This is a genomic window from Streptococcus entericus DSM 14446 (assembly GCF_000380025.1).
Lineage (GTDB): Bacteria > Bacillota > Bacilli > Lactobacillales > Streptococcaceae > Streptococcus > Streptococcus entericus.
Window position 1 is genome coordinate 44,656 of the sequence record NZ_KB904167.1, and the last position, 19,528, is coordinate 64,183.

18 protein-coding genes are annotated in these 19,528 nt (G+C 48.6%); all 18 read left to right on the forward strand.

What is annotated here, in order from left to right; translation table 11 throughout:
* Positions 1 to 37 precede the first annotated feature (37 nt).
* The 18 genes from recN to A3GW_RS0105415 all read left to right on the forward strand — a co-directional run bounded on the left by recN (position 38) and on the right by A3GW_RS0105415 (position 19,527).
* Positions 38 to 1,696 carry a DNA repair protein RecN gene (gene recN, locus A3GW_RS0105340; protein WP_018368272.1) on the forward strand — a complete coding sequence of 553 codons (1,659 nt, stop codon included), beginning with the start codon at positions 38 to 40 and terminating at the stop codon, positions 1,694 to 1,696.
* 103 nt (positions 1,697 to 1,799) lie between these two features.
* Positions 1,800 to 2,018, forward strand: a complete 219-nt coding sequence (locus A3GW_RS0105345) for a YdbC family protein (protein ID WP_018368273.1) — start codon at positions 1,800 to 1,802, stop codon at positions 2,016 to 2,018.
* Between the two features lie 383 nt (positions 2,019 to 2,401).
* Positions 2,402 to 3,991, forward strand: a complete 1,590-nt coding sequence (gene cshA, locus A3GW_RS0105350; RefSeq protein ID WP_018368274.1) for a degradosome RNA helicase CshA — start codon at positions 2,402 to 2,404, stop codon at positions 3,989 to 3,991.
* Positions 3,992 to 4,250: 259 nt separating this feature from the next.
* Positions 4,251 to 4,772 carry a hypothetical protein gene (locus A3GW_RS0105355; protein ID WP_018368275.1) on the forward strand — a complete coding sequence of 174 codons (522 nt, stop codon included), beginning with the start codon at positions 4,251 to 4,253 and terminating at the stop codon, positions 4,770 to 4,772.
* Between the two features lie 9 nt (positions 4,773 to 4,781).
* Positions 4,782 to 5,156 (forward strand): DUF1149 family protein, encoded by a 375-nt coding sequence (locus tag A3GW_RS0105360; RefSeq protein ID WP_018368276.1) that lies wholly within the window; start codon positions 4,782 to 4,784, stop codon positions 5,154 to 5,156.
* Entirely contained in the window at positions 5,157 to 5,999 is an 843-nt protein-coding gene (locus tag A3GW_RS0105365) for a DegV family protein (RefSeq protein ID WP_018368277.1), read from the forward strand.
* A gap of 9 nt (positions 6,000 to 6,008) precedes the next feature.
* Complete coding sequence (gene dapB, locus A3GW_RS0105370; RefSeq protein WP_018368278.1) at positions 6,009 to 6,773, forward strand: 4-hydroxy-tetrahydrodipicolinate reductase; 765 nt, start codon at positions 6,009 to 6,011, stop codon at positions 6,771 to 6,773.
* A 434-nt stretch (positions 6,774 to 7,207) separates the two neighbouring features.
* On the forward strand, positions 7,208 to 9,919 hold the full coding sequence (locus A3GW_RS0105375) for a DNA methyltransferase (protein WP_018368279.1): 2,712 nt from the start codon (positions 7,208 to 7,210) through the stop codon (positions 9,917 to 9,919).
* Between the two features lie 70 nt (positions 9,920 to 9,989).
* Positions 9,990 to 10,172: a hypothetical protein gene (locus tag A3GW_RS11685; RefSeq protein ID WP_149036273.1), complete on the forward strand. Its 183-nt coding sequence runs from the start codon at positions 9,990 to 9,992 to the stop codon at positions 10,170 to 10,172.
* Between the two features lie 33 nt (positions 10,173 to 10,205).
* Positions 10,206 to 10,967 (forward strand): DUF6261 family protein, encoded by a 762-nt coding sequence (locus A3GW_RS0105380; protein ID WP_018368280.1) that lies wholly within the window; start codon positions 10,206 to 10,208, stop codon positions 10,965 to 10,967.
* 35 nt (positions 10,968 to 11,002) lie between these two features.
* The gene (locus tag A3GW_RS0105385; RefSeq protein ID WP_018368281.1) at positions 11,003 to 12,937 is read left to right on the forward strand and encodes a DEAD/DEAH box helicase; all 1,935 of its coding nucleotides are present in this window, start codon (positions 11,003 to 11,005) and stop codon (positions 12,935 to 12,937) included.
* Entirely contained in the window at positions 12,930 to 13,223 is a 294-nt protein-coding gene (locus A3GW_RS0105390; RefSeq protein ID WP_026216611.1) for a hypothetical protein, read from the forward strand. The genes A3GW_RS0105385 and A3GW_RS0105390 overlap by 8 nt, the downstream gene beginning before the upstream one ends.
* A complete protein-coding gene (locus tag A3GW_RS0105395) occupies positions 13,207 to 14,088 on the forward strand; it encodes a GIY-YIG nuclease family protein (RefSeq protein ID WP_026216612.1) in 882 nt (293 codons plus the stop codon). The genes A3GW_RS0105390 and A3GW_RS0105395 overlap by 17 nt, the downstream gene beginning before the upstream one ends.
* A 22-nt stretch (positions 14,089 to 14,110) precedes the next feature.
* A complete protein-coding gene (locus tag A3GW_RS0105400; RefSeq protein WP_018368282.1) occupies positions 14,111 to 14,899 on the forward strand; it encodes a hypothetical protein in 789 nt (262 codons plus the stop codon).
* A gap of 119 nt (positions 14,900 to 15,018) precedes the next feature.
* On the forward strand, positions 15,019 to 16,245 hold the full coding sequence (locus A3GW_RS0105405) for a CCA tRNA nucleotidyltransferase (RefSeq protein WP_018368283.1): 1,227 nt from the start codon (positions 15,019 to 15,021) through the stop codon (positions 16,243 to 16,245).
* A 210-nt stretch (positions 16,246 to 16,455) separates the two neighbouring features.
* Entirely contained in the window at positions 16,456 to 17,196 is a 741-nt protein-coding gene (locus A3GW_RS0105410; protein ID WP_018368284.1) for a TraX family protein, read from the forward strand.
* 239 nt (positions 17,197 to 17,435) lie between these two features.
* Positions 17,436 to 17,642 carry an Imm70 family immunity protein gene (locus tag A3GW_RS12040; RefSeq protein WP_083907118.1) on the forward strand — a complete coding sequence of 69 codons (207 nt, stop codon included), beginning with the start codon at positions 17,436 to 17,438 and terminating at the stop codon, positions 17,640 to 17,642.
* Positions 17,643 to 17,658: 16 nt separating this feature from the next.
* Positions 17,659 to 19,527 (forward strand): ABC-F family ATP-binding cassette domain-containing protein, encoded by a 1,869-nt coding sequence (locus A3GW_RS0105415; protein WP_018368285.1) that lies wholly within the window; start codon positions 17,659 to 17,661, stop codon positions 19,525 to 19,527.
* The last annotated feature ends 1 nt before the right edge of the window (position 19,528 follow it).

The window sequence follows — 19,528 nt, forward strand, 5'->3', positions numbered from 1 at the left end:
TTACCGATTGTGAACGACAAACTCAGAAGGAGAACTGATGCTACAGGAAATTGCGATTAAAAATTTTGCGATTATTGAAGCGATTCGCCTGACCTTTGATAAGGGGATGACGGTCCTGACTGGTGAAACAGGTGCCGGCAAATCAATTATCATTGATGCCATGAACATGATGCTGGGTAGTCGCGCCAGTCACGATGTGGTTCGCCACGGTCAACTAAAAGCAGAAATCGAAGGGTTATTTTCTGTCAATTATAGCAGTTCTTTGACCCAGCTGCTGACGGATAACGGGATTGAGCCAACTGAGGAGTTGATTATTCGCCGAGAGATTTCTGCCAATGGGCGATCAGTCAGTCGTGTTAATGGTCAGTTGGTCAATTTATCAACCTTGAAAGCTATTGGTGAACATTTGGTTGATATTCATGGTCAACATGATCAAGAAGAGCTGATGCGTCCTCAACACCATATCAGGTTATTAGATAGCTTTGGTGAGCAAGCATTTTGGAACTTGAAAAAAGCGTATCAGGCAAGCTTTGACAGTTATCGCAAAAAGCGCAAGCATTTACTGACGATCAAAAAAAATCAACAGGAGCATCGGGCGCGAATCGAGATGTTGGAGTTCCAGCTTGCAGAGTTAGAAGCAGCCGAACTAAAATCTGGTGAAGACCAAGACTTGCTAGCGGAGCGGGAACGCTTGCTGAACCATAAAACCATCGCAGATACGCTGGTTAATGTCTATGCCTTACTAGATAACGAGGATTTTTCCAGCCTGTCCAATATTCGTTCAGCCATGAATGACCTCCAGACCATTGAAGACTATGATGCAACCTATCAGGAATTGTCCCAACAACTTACTGAGAGTTACTATGGTTTAGAGGAGATTACTAGGCGTTTAGGTGCTACCATTGATGATTTGGAGTTTGATGGTGAGCGCTTGATGATGGTCGAGAATCGTCTTGACGTGATTCATAGCATGACAAAAAAATATGGCGGCACAGTTGATGATGTTTTGGTTTATTTTGAGCAAATTAGCAAAGAATATGCGCTCTTAACAGGAGATGATTTTTCGTTTGAAGATTTGGAAAAGGAACTGAAAATCATTGAACGTGACCTTGTCAATCAAGTGAAAGAGCTCTCTACAGCTAGACACCAGCTTGCTGAACAGTTAGAAGAAGATATTCATCAAGAGTTAAAAGACCTTTACATGGAAAAGGCGCGTTTTCAGGTTCGTTTCACCAGCTCAAAATTTAGCCGTGAGGGAAATGAGACTGTCGAGTTCTACATTTCAACCAACCCAGGTGAAGAATTTAAGCCTTTAGTCAAGGTGGCTTCAGGAGGCGAATTGTCTCGGTTGATGCTGGCTGTTAAGTCTGCTTTTGCTAGACGTGAAGATAAAACAGCTATTGTTTTTGACGAGGTGGATACGGGTGTTTCTGGTCGTGTTGGTCAAGCTATTGCACAAAAAATTTATAAAATTGGCAGCCACGGTCAGGTTCTAGCCATTTCTCATTTACCACAAGTTATCGCTATCGCAGATTATCAATTCTTCATTGAAAAGCAAAGCGATGAAAAGAGCACCGTGTCCACAGTTCGCCTCTTGACAACAGATGAACGGGTGGAAGAAATTGCAAAAATGCTAGCTGGGGAAAACGTCACAGAAACAGCTAGACAGCAAGCCCGAGAATTACTTGGCATCTAGGTAAAAAAATCATAAAAAAGTTAAAAAATCTATCATTTTTTTACAAGAGTTTTCGAATAACTTATTAGGAAGAGATTTCCAAACTATTTTAAGGAGGCTGACCATGTCAGAATTTACATTTGAGATTACAGAGAGATTGCTTGTCCTATCGACCAACGATAAAGGATGGAGTAAGGAGCTCAACCGAGTGAGCTTTAACGGGGCTGAGCCTAAATTTGATATCCGGATGTGGAACGAAGACCACACCAAGATGGGCAAGGGCATCACCTTCACCAACGAGGAATTTAAAACCATTCTGGACGCTTTCCGACCAGGGTATTAAAAACATGAAGTATCCCTAGACCTTGAGGGACATGTTGTCGAAAGGATTTGGAACTATGCTAATAGAACCAGATCCTTTTGCTATTTGTCAATCAATTGCATGAAAGCATTTTAAGATGATTTCTTAGTCGTTAAAAATAGCTTATTGAAATTAAGTCAGTAAAGATGTGACGTTTCCGTTGTTAAACGCTTAGGAGACGGTTATCTACGATGCTAACGGCTTAAAAGCAGCTGTTTGCAACAATGAAAACGTGTTATGTGAACTTTCAAAGTTAATCTCACCTTAATTGTGAATTTTGTGTTATACTAGTTAGGTTGTTTGTTCAACGATATAGAAAAGCGTGATAAGGCAGCTTCGCACTGCCTTTTTAGAAAGAAGATAACATGAATTTTAATGAACTTGCTCTGTCCTCAGAGATTTTATCTGCTGTGGAGACAGCAGGCTTTACCACCCCGTCGCCGATTCAGGAGCTGACTATCCCACTAGCTTTAGCTGGTAAGGATGTGATTGGTCAAGCCCAGACGGGAACAGGAAAGACCGCCGCTTTTGGCTTGCCGACCCTTGATAAGATTGATACGACGAATCCTGCGGTACAGGCCTTAGTTATCGCGCCGACCCGTGAATTGGCGGTGCAGAGTCAGGAAGAGCTTTTCCGCTTCGGTCGGGATAAGGGCGTCAAAGTTCGCTCTGTTTATGGCGGATCTAGCATTGAAAAGCAAATCAAGGCCCTCAAATCAGGTGCCCACGTAGTTGTTGGAACACCAGGTCGCCTGCTTGATTTAATCAAACGTAAAGCTTTGAAACTAGATGGGATTGAGACTTTGATTTTGGATGAGGCTGATGAGATGCTCAATATGGGCTTCCTTGATGATATCGAAGCCATCATCAGTCGCACGCCTGAAACCCGTCAAACCTTGCTGTTTTCAGCGACCATGCCTGACCCGATTAAGCGCATCGGTGTCCAGTTTATGAAAGAACCTGAACACGTTAAAATTGCGGCTAAGGAGTTAACGACAGAGCTGATTGACCAGTACTATATCCGCGTACGGGAGCATGAAAAGTTTGATACCATGACCCGCCTTATGGATGTGGAGCAGCCAGAATTGGCCATCGTCTTTGGTCGAACCAAACGCCGTGTTGATGAGTTGACTCGAGGGCTCAAGCTTCGTGGCTACCGCGCTGAAGGGATTCATGGGGATCTTGATCAGGGCAAACGCCTACGTGTTCTTCGTGATTTCAAAAATGATACCTTGGATATTTTGGTTGCAACAGACGTTGCTGCCCGTGGCTTGGACATTTCTGGCGTGACCCACGTCTACAACTATGATATTCCGCAAGACCCAGAGAGTTATGTGCACCGTATCGGTCGGACAGGTCGTGCGGGCAAATCTGGTCAGTCTATTACCTTTGTCTCACCAAATGAGATGGGCTATCTGGCCATTATCGAAAATTTAACCAAAAAGCGCATGAAGGGCATGAAGCCTGCGACAGCAGAAGAGGCCTTCAAGGCAACCAAGCGAGTAGCGCTTAAGAAAATTGAGCGTGATTTCGCCGATGAAGCTATCCGTGCGGAATTTGACAAGTTCAAGGCTGATGCCATCAAGTTGGCTACCGAGTTTAGCCCAGAGGAGTTGGCGCAATACATCCTCACTCTCACCGTACCAAACCCAGATACCATGCCTAAGGTGGAAATTGCTCAAGAAAAACCATTGCCTTTCAAGTTTGCCCCTGGTCAATCCAAAGGAAAAGGGAGTCGAGGACGTTCAGACCGTGACGATAGAGCTGGTCGCGACCGTCGTGGAGGCTATCGTGGCGACCGTCGCCGGGATGACCGCGATGGTGACCGTAGAGACTTTAAGCGCAGGTCCAATAGAAACCAGCGTGATGTCGTAAAAAAAGACAACAAGCGCCCTCACCGTACTTCCAGTGAAAAGCAAACTGGTTTTGTGATTCGGAATAAAGGTGATAAGTAATGTCCAACAAATGAGAATAGGGTAAAAACCTCTTTCTCATCTAATGCACATAAAAAGTAAGATGAAAGATGCTAATTGCCGCAGATATAATTGTGGTAATTAGCATCTTTTTAGTGACATTGCGCTTCCACTACTCTAGTGATTGATTACCCTGTGCTAATATTTCTGTTAGGATAATTGTCCTATCGCAAGGAAAACTCGCTACACTACCACTGTTTTACTAGATGACGATTGACAAGAGATATGGTATAATAGTTAAATGACAACAATAACGACCATTTATGCAAATCATGCCGAATACCCACGTGTTCCAGACCAGTATCTGGATGAAATTTTAGCTAAGCCGATTGCCAAGCGTCAGATGGAGCGAACAACTGAAGGGCTATTGCCTGGGCATGTCATTTTGCTCTGGCGTATTCAGTTTGGGAGCTACCTAACCACTAGCCAACCTCACAAATACTTTGCAACGACCTATGGGATTGATGCTGAACATGACCTGGTTTGGTTAATTGAAGAGGGCTATGTCTTTATTGAAGGGGCAAGAGATGCCCTGCGCCATCAGCCGATTGCTCAATTAAAAGCTTGGCTTAAGGACAAAGGGATAAGCGGTTTGTCAAAGATGAAACGTGCTGATTTGGATAAAGCAGTTTTAACGCATTTTTCTGATCAAGAATTAGAACAATACTGTCAAGAACGTGCTTATTTGTTAACAGAAAAAGGTCTCAGTACCTTGGCAAACCATCCAGAGATTGTTGCAAAACACCCACAGAAAAAATTTTAAGGAGACAACATGGAACTCACTAGAGAACAAGTTTTTGTTAATGCCTACCACTACGATGCCCGCAATCATGAATGGGAAAAAGAGCATGGTGCACCAGAATCGAATGCAGAAGTCAAGTTTCAACTTATAGAAAAGAGTGAAGAAAACCAAAAGACGACATTTATGGCGGTCTTGCACTTTATTATTGTCCAGCAAGATTTTGTAGTGAGCGGTGTGATGTCGCAAATTAACTATTTGCATAACCGTTTGGTTGAGTCGCCGAGCGAATTTTCGCAACATGACGTAGAAGAGGTATCCGCGCCCCTGCTTGATATGTTGCGCCGTCTAACCTATGAAGTAACAGAAGTTGCCCTAGATCGTCCTGGGATTAGTTTGGAGTTTTAAATGAAGTTAGCTGTTATTACAGATAGTTCTGCCTACCTTTCAGAGGATTTGAGACGTCGCGAAGGCTTATTTGTTCTGGATATTCCGATTACCATTGACGGAGAGACCTATGTTGAAGGGGTCAATCTGACACCTGAAGACTTTTATGCCAAGATGGCAGCTAGCCAAGCCTTGCCAACGACCAGCCAGCCCAGTGTGGCACAACTTGATGAGATTTTATCGAGCTTACCAGACAAAGGCTATACTCATGCGATTGGTCTATTTCTCTCTAGTGGGATTTCGGGCTTTTTCCAAAATATCCAGTATTTGATGGAGGAGCACAGTGACTTGACTATCGCTTTTCCAGATAGTAAGATTACCTCTGTTCCCTTGACCAGCATGGTGCGAAATGCCCTTGACTGGGCAGATGCGGGAGTTGATTTTGAGACGATGTTGAACAAGCTCAATCAAAAAATCGCGAAAAGCAACGCTTTTATCATGGCGAATGATTTGAATCACTTGGTGAAGGGTGGACGATTGTCAAACGGCTCTGCCATTCTCGGCAACCTCCTGTCCATCAAGCCTATCCTCTATTTCAATGAAGAGGGCGTGATTACAGTATATGAAAAAGTTCGCACGGAGAAAAAGGCAGTCAAGCGACTGGTGGAGATTTTGCAAGAGCGAACAGCCGATGGTGACTATGAGATTGCCATTCTCCACACCAACGCCCTTGATAAGGCGAGAGAGTTTCAGCAGTTGCTGGCGGTGCTGGGCTTATCCGCAGAGATTGTACCGCTCAATAGTGTCATCGCGACCCATCTGGGTGAGGGGGGCATCGCCTTTGGCATTACCCCTATTGTATAAGGAAGTGATATGATTAAGGTTATTATTGCAGGATTTTTAGGCAAGATGGGGTCGACAGCTGTCCAGATGGTACAGGCTGACCCTGAGCTAGAGTTGGTCGGTCTCTTGGACCCTTTTGCGACTGAAAAAGAGGTTGAGGGCGTGCCTGTCTTCACCGATAAGGCGGACTTGGTGGGCTTCTCTGCTGATGTCTGGGTGGACTTCACGACCCCTGCGGTCGCTTATAACAATACTCGATTTGCTCTTGAGCAGGGATTTGCCCCTGTCGTAGGGACGACTGGCTTTACCGAGGCACAAATCGCCGAGCTGATTGACTTGTCTCGTCAGAAAAAGCTGGGCGGCTTGATTGCCCCTAACTTTGCGATTGGCGCCATCCTCTTGATGGAATTTGCCCAGAAAGCAGCCAAGTATTTCCCAGATGTGGAGATTATCGAGCTCCATCACGATAAGAAAAAAGATGCGCCGTCAGGCACAGCCATTAAGACCGCAGAGCTCCTGCGTGAGACCCGCCAAAGCAAGCCACAAGGGGCTGCTGACGAGGAGGAGTTGCTGGCAGGAGCACGTGGGGCGGAAGTGGACGGCATGCGGATTCATTCCGTGCGCTTACCGGGGCTCGTTGCCCATCAGGAAGTCATCTTTGGGGCACAGGGGGAGGGCTTGACCCTTCGCCATGATTCCTATGACCGTGTATCCTTTATGAGCGGGGTCAATATCGGGATTAAGGCTGTGGTCACGCGTGACCAACTAGTGTATGGTCTGGAGAACGTGTTGTAAGTGACGGATACAAACCAGCTACCTGAATAGACAGTAAAGTCTTCTCGACAGAGAGGGCTTTTTTTTCTTTTCTTGCTTGGGTGTAGATTGGTGCTGCACAGATCTACCTCCTTTTGGAATTGGCTCGGTACGGTGTTGTGCTGTCGTGCTTTCTTTTGGATTTAGTTTGGTCGGGTGTTGTGTTGTGTTGTCTGGTTAGGGGTGGGTTTTGGTTCAGAATGGTTCTTGTTTTGTGATGAGGAGAGGTTTGTTGCATTGAATTTTCTGACAACTTTGCTGCTATACTAGTATAGCAGATAGGTAAGGTCATTGACATTCCCTTACCTATCTTAAACTATCAGTCAAGGAGAAAAAGATTTGGGCAGGCACTTGAGCAGAACTACTCGCAGGAGGTAGGGTGGTCAAGCGCCTGCCTTTTGTCTTAGTATAACCAAATGGCACGATTAGACATTATCAGCATTGAAGACGGGTTAAGGGACTTGGTGGCACAGCCTGATGAGGGCAGCTTCCTCTATGACTTCTTGGGGTTTTATGACATTCCCAAGAGCACGGTGACCAAGTTGCGGAAAGAGGGTGGCACCAGCATCAAGAACAAGCTCCACTACGAGCAGGTGGCGCTGGGCAGCTCCTGTGCTAACAGGGTGCACCAAATCGAGCAGGAGTTGGCTGGGGTCAAGTCCAAGCCTCGCTACATCATGGTGACCGACTTTGACCAGTTGGCAGCTAAGGATGTTAAAACAGGTGACACCCTAGCGATTCCTTTTGGGGAATTGCCGAGCTACGCAGACTTTTTTCTGGCCTGGAATGGCATCGAAAAGGTGGACTACGCACGGGAAAACCCTGCCGATATCAAGGCGGCGGAGCGGTTCACCAGACTCTACGATGAGCTGTGGCAAATCAACCAGTTTGACGACCAGACGACGGAGGAGAAGGAGTTCAACCTCTTTCTCATTCGCCTACTCTTCCTGCTCTTTGCCGAGGATACGGGCATCATGGATAAGAATATCCTGACCAATGCCATCAAGACTCGGACACAGGAAGACGGGAGTGACCTAACCGACTTTTTCAATCAGGTCTTTGCCAGTCTTGACCGTTTCGATAGGACGAGAGAGGCAGACTGGCTAAGCGCCTTTCCCTATGTCAACGGTAAGCTCTTTACAGACGCGGGGACAGCTCTGCAATTTGACCGAAAAACCAGAAAGCTGATCATCGAGGCGGGCGAGCTCCTCAACTGGGACGAGATTAACCCTGATATCCTAGGGGCCATGATCCAGACGGTGGCTAATAAGGAGCTACGCGCTAGTGCGGGCATGCACTACACCAGCGTACCCAATATCATGAAGGTCATCAAGCCCCTCTTTTTGGACAGCCTGAGGGCGACCTATGAGGGGATTGTCGAGGCGATCAATGCTAATGAGGACAAGTCCATCCAAGAGCAGACCCGTCGTGCCAATCGTCGTGCCTACGAGCAGGAGTTAGAGGCGCTACTGACACGTCTGTCCAAGATCCGCTTTTTTGACCCTGCCTGTGGCTCTGGGAACTTCCTCATCATCACCTACAAGGAGATGCGGCGGCTGGAAATCGACCTGCTCAGAACCCTCCGTGACCTGCGTGGAGACTACAGCATCTCCCTCTTTGAACGGTCTGCTATCAGCCTCAACCAGTTTTACGGCATCGAGCTGGACGACTTTGCCCACGAGGTGGCGAGATTATCCCTTTGGATCGCCGAGCACCAGATGAATGTGGAGATGAAGAACCACCTCAACTTCCAGCCAGCCCTTCTCCCCCTCAAGGACGCGGGTAACATCACCCAGGGCAACGCCCTGCGACTGGATTGGAATGAGGTGCTTCCTCACAGCCCAAATGATGAGATTTATTTGATTGGTAATCCGCCTTATATTGGGGCGAAATTGCAGAGCAAGGAGCAGAAGACTGACTTAGAACTGGCTATCGGTAAGGCTGGTAACTATAAGAAAATGGACTATATCGCTGGCTGGTTTTATAAGGGAGCAGACTTTATCACTACCGCTAATAGTAAACTGGCCTTTGTATCGACCAACTCCATCTGTCAGGGGGAGCAGGTTGCCATCATCTGGCAAGAACTCTTGAATAGGGTGGTCATCGACTTTGCCTACACCTCCTTTAAGTGGGGCAACTCGGCTGCCCATAATGCTGGGGTGACGGTTGCTATTATCAGTTTAGCGACCAAACAAAATGCCTCCCCAGTCCGCTACCTTTTCGATGACCAACTGACCCAGCTGGGGGTTGACCATATTAGCCCCTACCTGACAGCTGGTGATGATACCATTGTCGCCAGTTCGTCTCAGGTCTTGAATGGTCTGCCTAAGATGGTGTTTGGTAACATGCCTAATGATGGGGGTGGCTTGATTTTTAGTCCACAAGAGTATCAAGAGGCTCTTTCTAGCTACCCTGAATTAAAACCTTATCTTAAAATTTTTATCGGAGCAGAGGAGTTTATCAAGGGGAAAAAGAGGTACGCTTTTTGGTTGAAAGAGCAAGAGTACCTGAAAGTACAAAATAATCCTCTTGTTACAACTCGAATTGAAAAAACACGACAACATCGTTTAAAATCTAAACGTCCAGCAACAAATGATTTGGCTAAAATGCCTTGGAAATTTTTTGGAACGAATGAACCTACTGAAATTCAAATCATCGTCCCTCGTGTCTCTTCGGAAAATCGTCAGTATGTGCCTATGGGGATTGTTGGGGAAGATACGATTATATCGGACTCTGCCATGGCTATCTACAGCGCTCCTCTCTGGCTTTTGGGGCTTCTGATGAGTCGTCTCCACATGGTCTGGCTCCGTGCCATCGGTGGTAAGTTGAAAACAGACTATCGGTACTCCGCTGGTCTTGTCTACAACACCTTCCCTGTGCCTGAACTCTCCACTCGGCGGAAAAACCAGCTGGAGGAGCAGGTCATGGAAATCTTGGGACTGCGGGAGGAGCTGGGTGGCACGCTGGCAGAGCTCTACAACCGTGAGGTCATGCCAGCCAGTCTACGGGAGGAGCACCGCAAGCTAGACGAGCTGATCGAGCGTGCCTACAAGGAGACCCCATTTGCCAACGACGAGGAACGACTCAGCCATTTGTTGAATCGATATAAGGAGATGGTCAAGGATTAGGAAAGAAAGTCGTTTGCTCTTCCTCCATATAGATTCAGAACGGCACGATATCGTACTCACCTCCCTCCTTTTGGATTTTACTCGGTACCATGTCGTACTGGTTGACTTCCACTTGGATTCAGCTCAGTACGCTTCCGTTCTGGCTTGCCTCCACATGGCTTTAGCTCGGTACGGTGTCGTGTTGGCTGACTTCCATGTCACTTTACCCCAGTTCAGTCTCTGGCTGGATAACTCCTATCAGGTCTTAGCTTGACCTGATTCTGCACTGCCTAGAAAGGATACCTTTATGAACAAATACAAGATTAGCACCCTCGATCTGAGAAGTCTCGACAACGCCAATACTGCTCAGCTATTGACTTCAAGCCTCGCCCTTCTCACCGCCTTTGTCAAGGTGGAGCGGGCGGATAACGGTTTTTACAAGAAACAGCTCCCCCTCATGGAGCAACAGCTGGCCGCCTTTGAGGCGGGTCTCCACCAAAACCGTGCCAGTCAGGTAGCTAAAAAGCTGGAAGCTGCGGATAAGGAGCGGGATTTGGCTCTGACCACGGTGACCAAGCTGGTGCGGGCCTACTCGAGTGTCAAGACCGAGCCTGTCGCCAGCAGCCACCAGCTCTTGTCTAGCCTGCTCAAAAACTACAAGCTGACCAGCAAGACCAGCTATGAGGAGGAGACGGAGCTCTTGCGCAACCTCCTCAAGGAGCTGGGCAAGTCCACCTACCGCTCTGCTATCGCTGCCCTCCACTTGACTGAGCCTATCGCCAGCCTCAAGGCAGCCCAGACTGCCTTTGAAACCCTTTATCAGGAACGGCTGACCGAGCAGACCAGCACCAGCCCTAGCCAGAGCAAGCAACTCCGCAAGGAGCTGACCGAACGCTATAGCCTTGTGGTCGACTACACGGCGGTCAATGCGGCTGCCCACCCTGAAAAGACTTATCTGGCCAGCCTGCGCGATGACCTCAACACCGTCCGCAAGCGCTATAAGGGGGTCGGTGCCAAAAAGGCTGATGACAAGAGCTCAGAAGCCTCGGACCCCATCAGCCAAGCCTAGCCCCGTAACCGCCCCGAAACAGAAAAGAGAAAGCCATGTCCCAAGTTTTTGAAATCACCTACGGTCAGACCAAGACCAGTGTCAACACCGATGCCCTCGGCATGCGGGAGATGCAGGCCAGGGTCTATGAGAAACGCGACAGCCAGCACCTGCTGATTAAGGCACCGCCAGCTTCTGGCAAGTCCCGCGCCCTCATGTTTGTCGCCCTGGACAAGCTTCACCGCCAAGGGCTGAAAAAGGCCATCATCGCCGTTCCCGAGCGCTCTATCGGCAAGTCCTTTCGCTCAACCCAGCTCAAGGCTCATGGTTACTTTTGGGATTGGGAAATAGCAGAGCGCAACAACCTGACCACAGCAGGCACCAGCAAGAGCAAGGTGACCCAGTTTGTCGACTTTATGCACTCAGACAGGCCAGATGACCGTGTCTTGATTTGTACCCATGCGACCCTGCGCTTTGCCTGCGAGCAGCTGGACGCTGGGGCTTTTGATGACTGCCTGCTGGCCATCGATGAGTTCCACCATGTGTCGCAGGACGACAGTTCGGTCTTGGGGACAGCCCTGCGGGAAATCCTCCAGCTGTCAACGGCTCATATCTTTGCCATGACGGGGTCTTACTTTCGTGGGGACAGCGTGCCCATCCTAGACCCAGCAGACGAGGCGAGATTTGACCGGGTGACCTATACCTACTACGAGCAGCTGGAGGGCTACCAGTACCTCAAGTCCTTTGCCATGCATTACAAGTTCTATCAGGGGCATTACCGCACCGCCCTGCCTGAGCTCTTGCCAGAGTTTATGGATAAAAAGACCATTATCCATATCCCCAATGTCAATTCTGGCGAGTCCAGCAAGGACAAGTACAGTGAGGTGGACGAGATTTTGGATAGCTTGGGCGACTACCTTGACAAGGACGAGCACAACATCATCCACCTGCGAACGGCTACAGGCCAGGTGCTGAAAATCGCCGACCTGGTCACCGAGGAGGGGCGGGATAAGGTCACCGCCTATCTGGATCAGATGACGGAGCTGGATGATTTGGACATCATTATCGCTCTGGGAATGGCCAAGGAAGGTTTTGACTGGCCTTATGCCGAGTATGCCTTGACCATCGGTTACCGGTCGTCCTTGACGGAGATTGTCCAGATTATCGGACGGGTAACCAGAGATTCGTCCAATAAGACGACCGCCCAGTTTACCAACCTCATTGCCCAGCCAGATGTGGACGATGCCGAGAGTCAGTATGCGGTCAACAACATCATGAAGGCCATCACGGCTAGCCTGCTTATGGAAAGCGTTTTGGCTCCCGTCTTTAAGTTCAAGCCCAAGACCAAGGATGACCAGACATCATCAGGCGCAGATATTTACATTAAGGGCTTGGCAAAGCCATCTAGTGAGCGGATCCAGCATATCATCGAACAGGACATGGTGGAGCTCAAGGCCTCTATCTTGCAGGATACAACGGTCGAAGCGGCTATTTCTGCTGGGGCAGATGCCAAGGTCATCAACAAGCAGTTGATTCCGCAGGTCATTGCCAGAATTTACCCCGACCTCAAGCAAACCGAGGTCGAGGAGGTTCGTCAGCACCTAGTCGCTGACCTCAACCTCTCGACCGCCCATCGAGATAAGGAGAACAAGCAACTGCTCAAGATGGCGGATAAGTTTGTCAACCTGGATGACTTGACCATTGATTTGATCGATAGCGTCAACCCCTTCCAAAAAGCCTATGAGGTGGTCTCTCGGGACGTGGATAGCCACACGCTTAGCCTGATTGCCAAGGTCTTTGACAGCAGGAAGTTTGAGTTCACAGCAGAAGACCTCCGCCAGCTGGCACCGCAGATTAAGGCCTTTCGCCTGATTTACGGCAGAAACCCTGACCGCAATGCCAAGACTTTGGAGGAGCAACGGCTCTACTATGCCTTGGCAAAACTAGATGAACTGAGACGACAGAAAGAGAGGGAGCGGGCAAATGGATAACTTTATGACCTTGGAGGCGGTGTTTGCGGACGCTGTTTTTCAGGAGATGTTTGAGGAGATGAAGCCTGTCAAGGTGACCAGCCTTGACCCAGAAGTGGAGAAGTTTCAAGCCCTGCTGGACTGGGTGCGTGAGCAGGGCAGAGCGCCCTTGGCGACGGGCAGTCTGGCAGAGAAGCTCAAACACCGCTACTTGAAGGGCTTGCGGGCAGACGAGAGCCGCAAGTTGCGGTGCCTGCCCTATGATGAGCTGGGCTTGCTAGGAGGTGACCATGACAGATTGGCGTGACCTTGATGACCTCTTGGAGGATGAGGAGCTTTTTGTGGATCTGGGACGAGACGAGAAACTCTTTGACACCAGCCGTTATGCCGATACTGTCAGTCGACTAGCGCAGACGACCTCCAGCCAACGACGGCGGATGGGACAAAGCTTTGACCGTTACCGTGACCTCTTTGCCCAAGTCCATGCGGATCTGGCTAGTGGCAAGCGGCAACTGAAAGCCGTCGAAGAGGTGGAAAACCTCAATCGAATCAGCCAGAAAAACCCTATCAAGCAGGGGAACTTCTATGTGGACAAGGGGGTCATGCTCCATGTGGCACGGCTTTATGACCCAGAGACAGGGCAGGACTACCCAGCCAGCACCAACCGCAAGCACAAGGTGCATGTGGTCTATGAAAATGGCACGGCAAATCAGGTCTGGCTCCTCAGTCTCATCTCTTCCCTCTATGACAAGAAACGGCAGGGGCAGTTTGTCACCGAGAGGTTAGAGGACATTGACCTGATGGGGGAGGGAGTGACGACTGGTCACCTTTACATCGTCCGCTATGCTGGACAGGATCAGCGCTTTCTCGATCTGCCCAACCTCTATAAGATTGGTGTCGCGACAGACCTGAAAAAGCGCCTGGCAGGTACTGAGACCCAGGCCACTTACCTCTATGCCCCCGTCCAGTTGGTCCGCTCCTACGAGATCAAAAACCTTGACGCCCACAAGCTGGAGAAGGTCATCCACCATGCCCTTGCCGACAAGCGGGTGCGGTTGCAGGTGGCTGACGCCAAGGGCAGAGCAGTCGAGGCGACGGAGTGGTTTGTGGTCGAGCTGGAGGCGGTGGAGCGAATACTTCATCAGATTCTCATAACGGTGACGAAAGATTAGGAAATGAAAAAGGAGATGGTGAATGGATTGGAGAGATAGGGATTTTATTTCACGAGAACAGCGAGAGACTAGACGAGCGATTGAGCACCAGACAGCTTATTTGGCGACCAACCAATCCTTGGAGGCGGCCAAGTCTCGACTGAGTGAGGCTCGTCTGGCCTTAGCATCAGAGGACAACCCCGTCAAAAAAGCTCGCTTAGAAAAGTTGGTTGAGGAGTATGCCGATGAGGTTTTAGCTCTCCAGTCACAATTGAACGGCACGGACCAGTCACCAGGATGCCTAGGTTGTCAGGTTTGGTTTGTTCTTTTCTTCCTAGCTTTCTTTTTCTTTCCTCAGGGCTGGTTTATCCTGATTCCATTCTTTGGTCTATGGCTTTTGTGGCGCTTGCTGAAAGCTGTCGGTTCGATATTTCTCAAAGCTAAGAAGGATCAGCATAAGGAGACGACTCAGAAAGAAGCTAAGCCGAGAAAGCTTAGTCAACCTGCTTCAGAAAAGCCAAAAGTGTTAGCTAATATAAAGGCGTTGAAGCAAACCTGTGACCAACTTGAGCAGCAAAAGCAGACATGGATTGAGAAGGTAGAACAAGAGATTGTAGCACCAGCTCAGGAGACTGGAGAAATTGACCTTGATGCCATTTTAACGGTTCAAAAAGAGGGCGAGGCACTTCGACAATCCTATCAAGACTTGGTAGAAACAGCTGCTGGTGATCCGCGGATTGAAATAAGTGGCATAGATGAGATGATTGCTGATATTGATAGTCTTCTGGCTAGTTTGCAGGAGATGCTTGCTTCTGCAAAATTTGAATTTTAACACATTTCAATCTCGTCCTTGTGGCGAGGTTTTTTGTTTGGACTATATGAAAAAGTGAGGATATGGTATAATTAGAGATAAAGTATGGTAGTATGGAGAACAGGATAAGAATAGTCATGATGAAACTATATACCCTGCCTTCTGAATTTCAGAAGGCTTTGCCGATTTTAGAGAAATTACAGGCGGCGGGCTACGAGGCTTATTTTGTGGGCGGTTCGGTGCGAGATGCGCTTCTTGATCGTCCGATCCACGATGTGGACATCGCCACCTCTGCCTACCCGCAGGAGGTCAAGAGTGTTTTTCCACGCACAGTTGATATTGGGATTGAGCATGGCACGGTGCTGGTTTTGGACGGTGAGACGGGCTATGAGGTGACGACTTTTCGTACGGAGGATGTCTATGTGGACTATCGCCGTCCGTCTGGTGTGACCTTTGTCCGCTCGCTGGAGGAGGACTTGCTGCGTCGGGATTTCACGGTCAACGCTTTTGCCCTCGATAGCAGCGGTCAGGTCATCGACCTCTTTGAGGGGCTGGCTGACCTTGACCACCGCCTGCTCCGTGCGGTTGGCGTCCCTGCTGAGCGCTTTCAGGAGGATGCCCTGCGGATCATGCGTGGTTTTCGCTTTGCGGCTAGCCTTGGCTTTACTCTTGAGCCTGCGACTTTTGGGGCAATGGCAGAGCTGGTACCCTTGTTAGCCAAGATTTCCGTGGAGCGGGTCTTCATCGAGTTTGACAAGCTCTTGACCGCGCCGTTTTGGCAGGCGGGTCTGACCAGTCTGATAGCGAGTTGTGCCTATGACTTTCTGCCTGATATGGCTGAAAAAGGAGCAGCGCTTGAGACCTTGCGTGATGACTTCACTGAGGGCTACCAGTTTACCAGCTCCGAACAGGCGTGGGCTGCTTTGCTATTAGCCCTAAACATCAGAGACATCAAAGCCTTCCTGAAAAAATGGAAAACCTCCAATGACTTTCAGAAAGCGGTCGATCAGCTGGTGTCTGCCTACAGTGAGCGTCTGCGTGCGGAGCCTAGTCGTCAGCTGGTCTACCGCTATGGTAAGGACTGTCTGCTTTTGGTGGAAGACCTCAGACAGGCCAAGGGCTTGTCCAGCCAGCCAGCGCTGATCCAGCAATTAGACGAGGAGCTCCCTATCCATTCCAAGCAAGACATGGCTATCACCGGGCGAGACCTGATCCAAGACTTCGGCATTAAACCAGGCCCACAACTGGGTGATATCCTCGACGAGCTGGAGCGAGCGATTGTGGCAGGGGAAGTGGAGAATAAGCGGGAGCAAGTTTGGGAGTGGGTCAAGCAAGCTAGATTTAAAAACCAAGCTGAGGAAAGCTGACCGCTATTTTTGGAAAGTTATCCTGTTTCGATTCATAACTCTGGCTGACCTTGTCAGTTCTATTATCTGTGGATAAGCGTTTAACTGCCGCTCATCGTTAGCTATTAATCGTTAGCTATTAAAGGTGCTAGGAACTCCTTATCTTGATAAAATTCTAATGTGCCCTGTATGGTCTGATGATGAAATGATAATCTAATTTTAGGAGAAGAAATGCCAACACTGAAATTTAATGCCAACCAACTGAAACTAATTGCTATCGTAGCGATGACAATTGACCACTTAGCCTGGTTGATCTTTCCTGGATTGGTCAAGGAGCCTCTCCCTGTCTTCTTACATTTGATTGGTCGTCTGACAGCTCCCATCATGTGGTACTTTATTGCAGAAGGTTGCTTTTACACCAAAGATATTACCAAGTACTTTTGGCGGTTGTTTGGCTTTGCTTTGGTGTCTCACTTTGCCTTTTGCTTTGGATTAGGAGTGCCATTCAATGTTATGACAGGGAGCTTATTTAACAAGACGAGTGTCCTTTTTCCTCTAGCAATGTCTGTCTTGCTGATTGCTATTTTTAAAAATGCTAGGGTTGGTAATGGGTTGAAAATCGCAAGTATCATCTTTTTTTGCGTGTTAACCTTTACCGCAGACTGGTCCAATATTGCCCTCATGATGCCTTTTTTCCTCTATCAGCATCGGGGCGATAAGAAAAAGCAGGTTCAGGATTATCTGATTTGGATCAGTGTCTATGCAATGGTCTACACCCTTTTCATCGATAGACTCTACGGACTCTTGCAATTCGGCACACTGCTATCTCTCCCTCTTTTGATGGCTTATGATGGCAACAAGGGAAGTAGTCACTTGTCCAAATGGTTCTTTTATCTCTATTTTCCTGCCCATTTATTTGTGATTGGAATCTTGAGAATCTGGCTATATGGTGATGTGCCTCTGGTGTTTTAAGAAATATGATGACATAAAAGGAGTTCCTTGTTTAAAGATAACTCCCAAGTTAATGAGGCTTGAAGTGGTCATTTGGTAGGAGCTTTTCAATTCGCTTTCCCCCAGTTGTTTTATTCGTTTGGGAAATAGCACCTGGGGAGGTTTGTATCCAGTCATCATGAACAAATTGTATCAAGTACTTGTTGAGGAAGTTGATTTGAACCAAGCCTTAATTGGGAATGCAATCCATTAGATGAGCCCTGACTGCTTTTCCACCTAGTCAAGTCATTTGGGATTTTGAAGATTTGTCAGCAACACCTCCTTGGGGTGATGTTACTCACCTTGGCATCACGAATTTATCGGATTATTTTATAACGGCTAATGGCAGCAACTTAATTGATATGATGATTAGAGTGTTTGAGCAGGCCATATCAGTTAATAAAAAAGTTGAGATAGACACCATTTAATTTAGAAAGAAAACACATGTCAAACTTTATCATCGAACACTTAACCAAGTCCGTTGGGGACAAGGCGGTTTTTCGGGACATCAGCTTTATCGTCCATGAGCTGGATCGGATTGGGCTGATTGGGGTAAACGGTACAGGCAAGACCACGCTCCTTGACGTTCTGTCGGGGCGGTCTGGCTTTGACGGCGACCGCTCGCCCTTTACCGCTGCCAAGGGCTACACCATCAGCTACCTGACCCAAGAGCCTGATTTTGACGATAGCAAGTCCGTCTTAGACACGGTGCTGTCATCGGAGTTAAGGGAAATGGCAGTGCTGAAACGCTATGAAGCACTGCTCCTCGACTATTCAGAAGAGAGCCAGAAAGAGCTGGAAAAGGTCATGGCAGAAATGGATGCGCTGGACGTCTGGTCGATCGAGAGCGAGGTCAAAACGGTTCTGAGCAAGTTAGGAATTACAGATTTGCAAGCCACCGTCGGCTCCCTGTCTGGGGGGCTGCGTCGTCGGGTTCAACTGGCTCAGGTGCTCTTGTCAGACAGTGACCTCTTGCTCCTTGACGAGCCGACCAACCATCTGGACATCGATACCATCGCTTGGTTGACCAACTACTTGAAAACCAGTAAGAAAACGGTTCTGTTTATCACCCACGACCGTTATTTCTTGGATAATGTTGCCACCCGTATCTTTGAGCTGGCTAACAGCTCCCTTACTGAGTATCAGGGTAACTACCAAGACTATGTGCGCCTGCGGGCAGAACAGGACGAGCGAGATGCGGCTAGTCTTCACAAGAAAAAGCAACTCTACAAGCAGGAGTTGGAGTGGATGCGTCGCCAGCCGCAGGCGCGTGCGACCAAGCAACAAGCTAGGATCAATCGCTTCCATGAGCTGAAGGGGAATTTGGCGACCACGACCAGTACGACTGACTTGGACATCACCTTTGAGACAAGCCGGATTGGTAAGAAAGTCATCAATTTTGAGCAGGTCAGCTTCTCCTATGGGGACAAGCCGATTTTGAGCAATTTTAATCTGCTCATTCAAAATAAGGACAGGATTGGCATTGTCGGAGACAATGGGGTCGGCAAGTCAACTCTGCTCAACCTGATTAGCGGAGACTTGCAAGCCACAGCTGGGACGGTTAACATGGGGGAGACTGTGCGGGTTGGCTACTTCTCGCAAAACCTCAAGGGGATGGATGAGAGCAAGCGGGTCATCAACTACCTGCAAGAGGTGGCGGACGAGGTCAAGACAACTGTCGGCACCACCAGCATTTCCGAGCTCTTGGAGCAGTTTCTCTTTCCTCGCTCAACTCATGGCACCCAGATTGCCAAGCTGTCTGGTGGCGAGAAAAAAAGGCTCTATCTCTTGAAAATCTTGATTGAAAAGCCCAATGTCCTGCTCCTAGACGAGCCGACCAATGATTTGGATATCGCCACCTTGACGGTGCTGGAGAGTTTCTTGGCTGGCTTTGCAGGTCCTGTGATTACGGTTAGTCACGACCGCTATTTCCTTGACAAGGTGGCGACCAAGATTCTAGCTTTTGAGGCTGGCGGTGTTAGGGAGTTCTTCGGTAACTACACCGATTATCTGGATGAAAAGGCCTTCGAGCTGGACAGCTCTGCGATTGCTCCAAAAACGGAAAAACCAAAGGCGGAGAAGGAAAAAGCAGAGCGCAAGCGCATGTCCTACTTTGAGAAGCAGGAATGGGCGGTCATCGAGGAGGAGATTGCCCAGCTGGAGGAGCGGATTGCTGCTATTGAGGGCGAGATGGCGACCTGTGGAGCGGATTTTGCCCGCCTGTCCGACCTGCAAAAAGAGTTGGACGAGCAAAATGACCAGCTCCTTGCCAAGTACGAGCGCTATGAGTACTTGAGTGAGTTGGAGGGGTAGG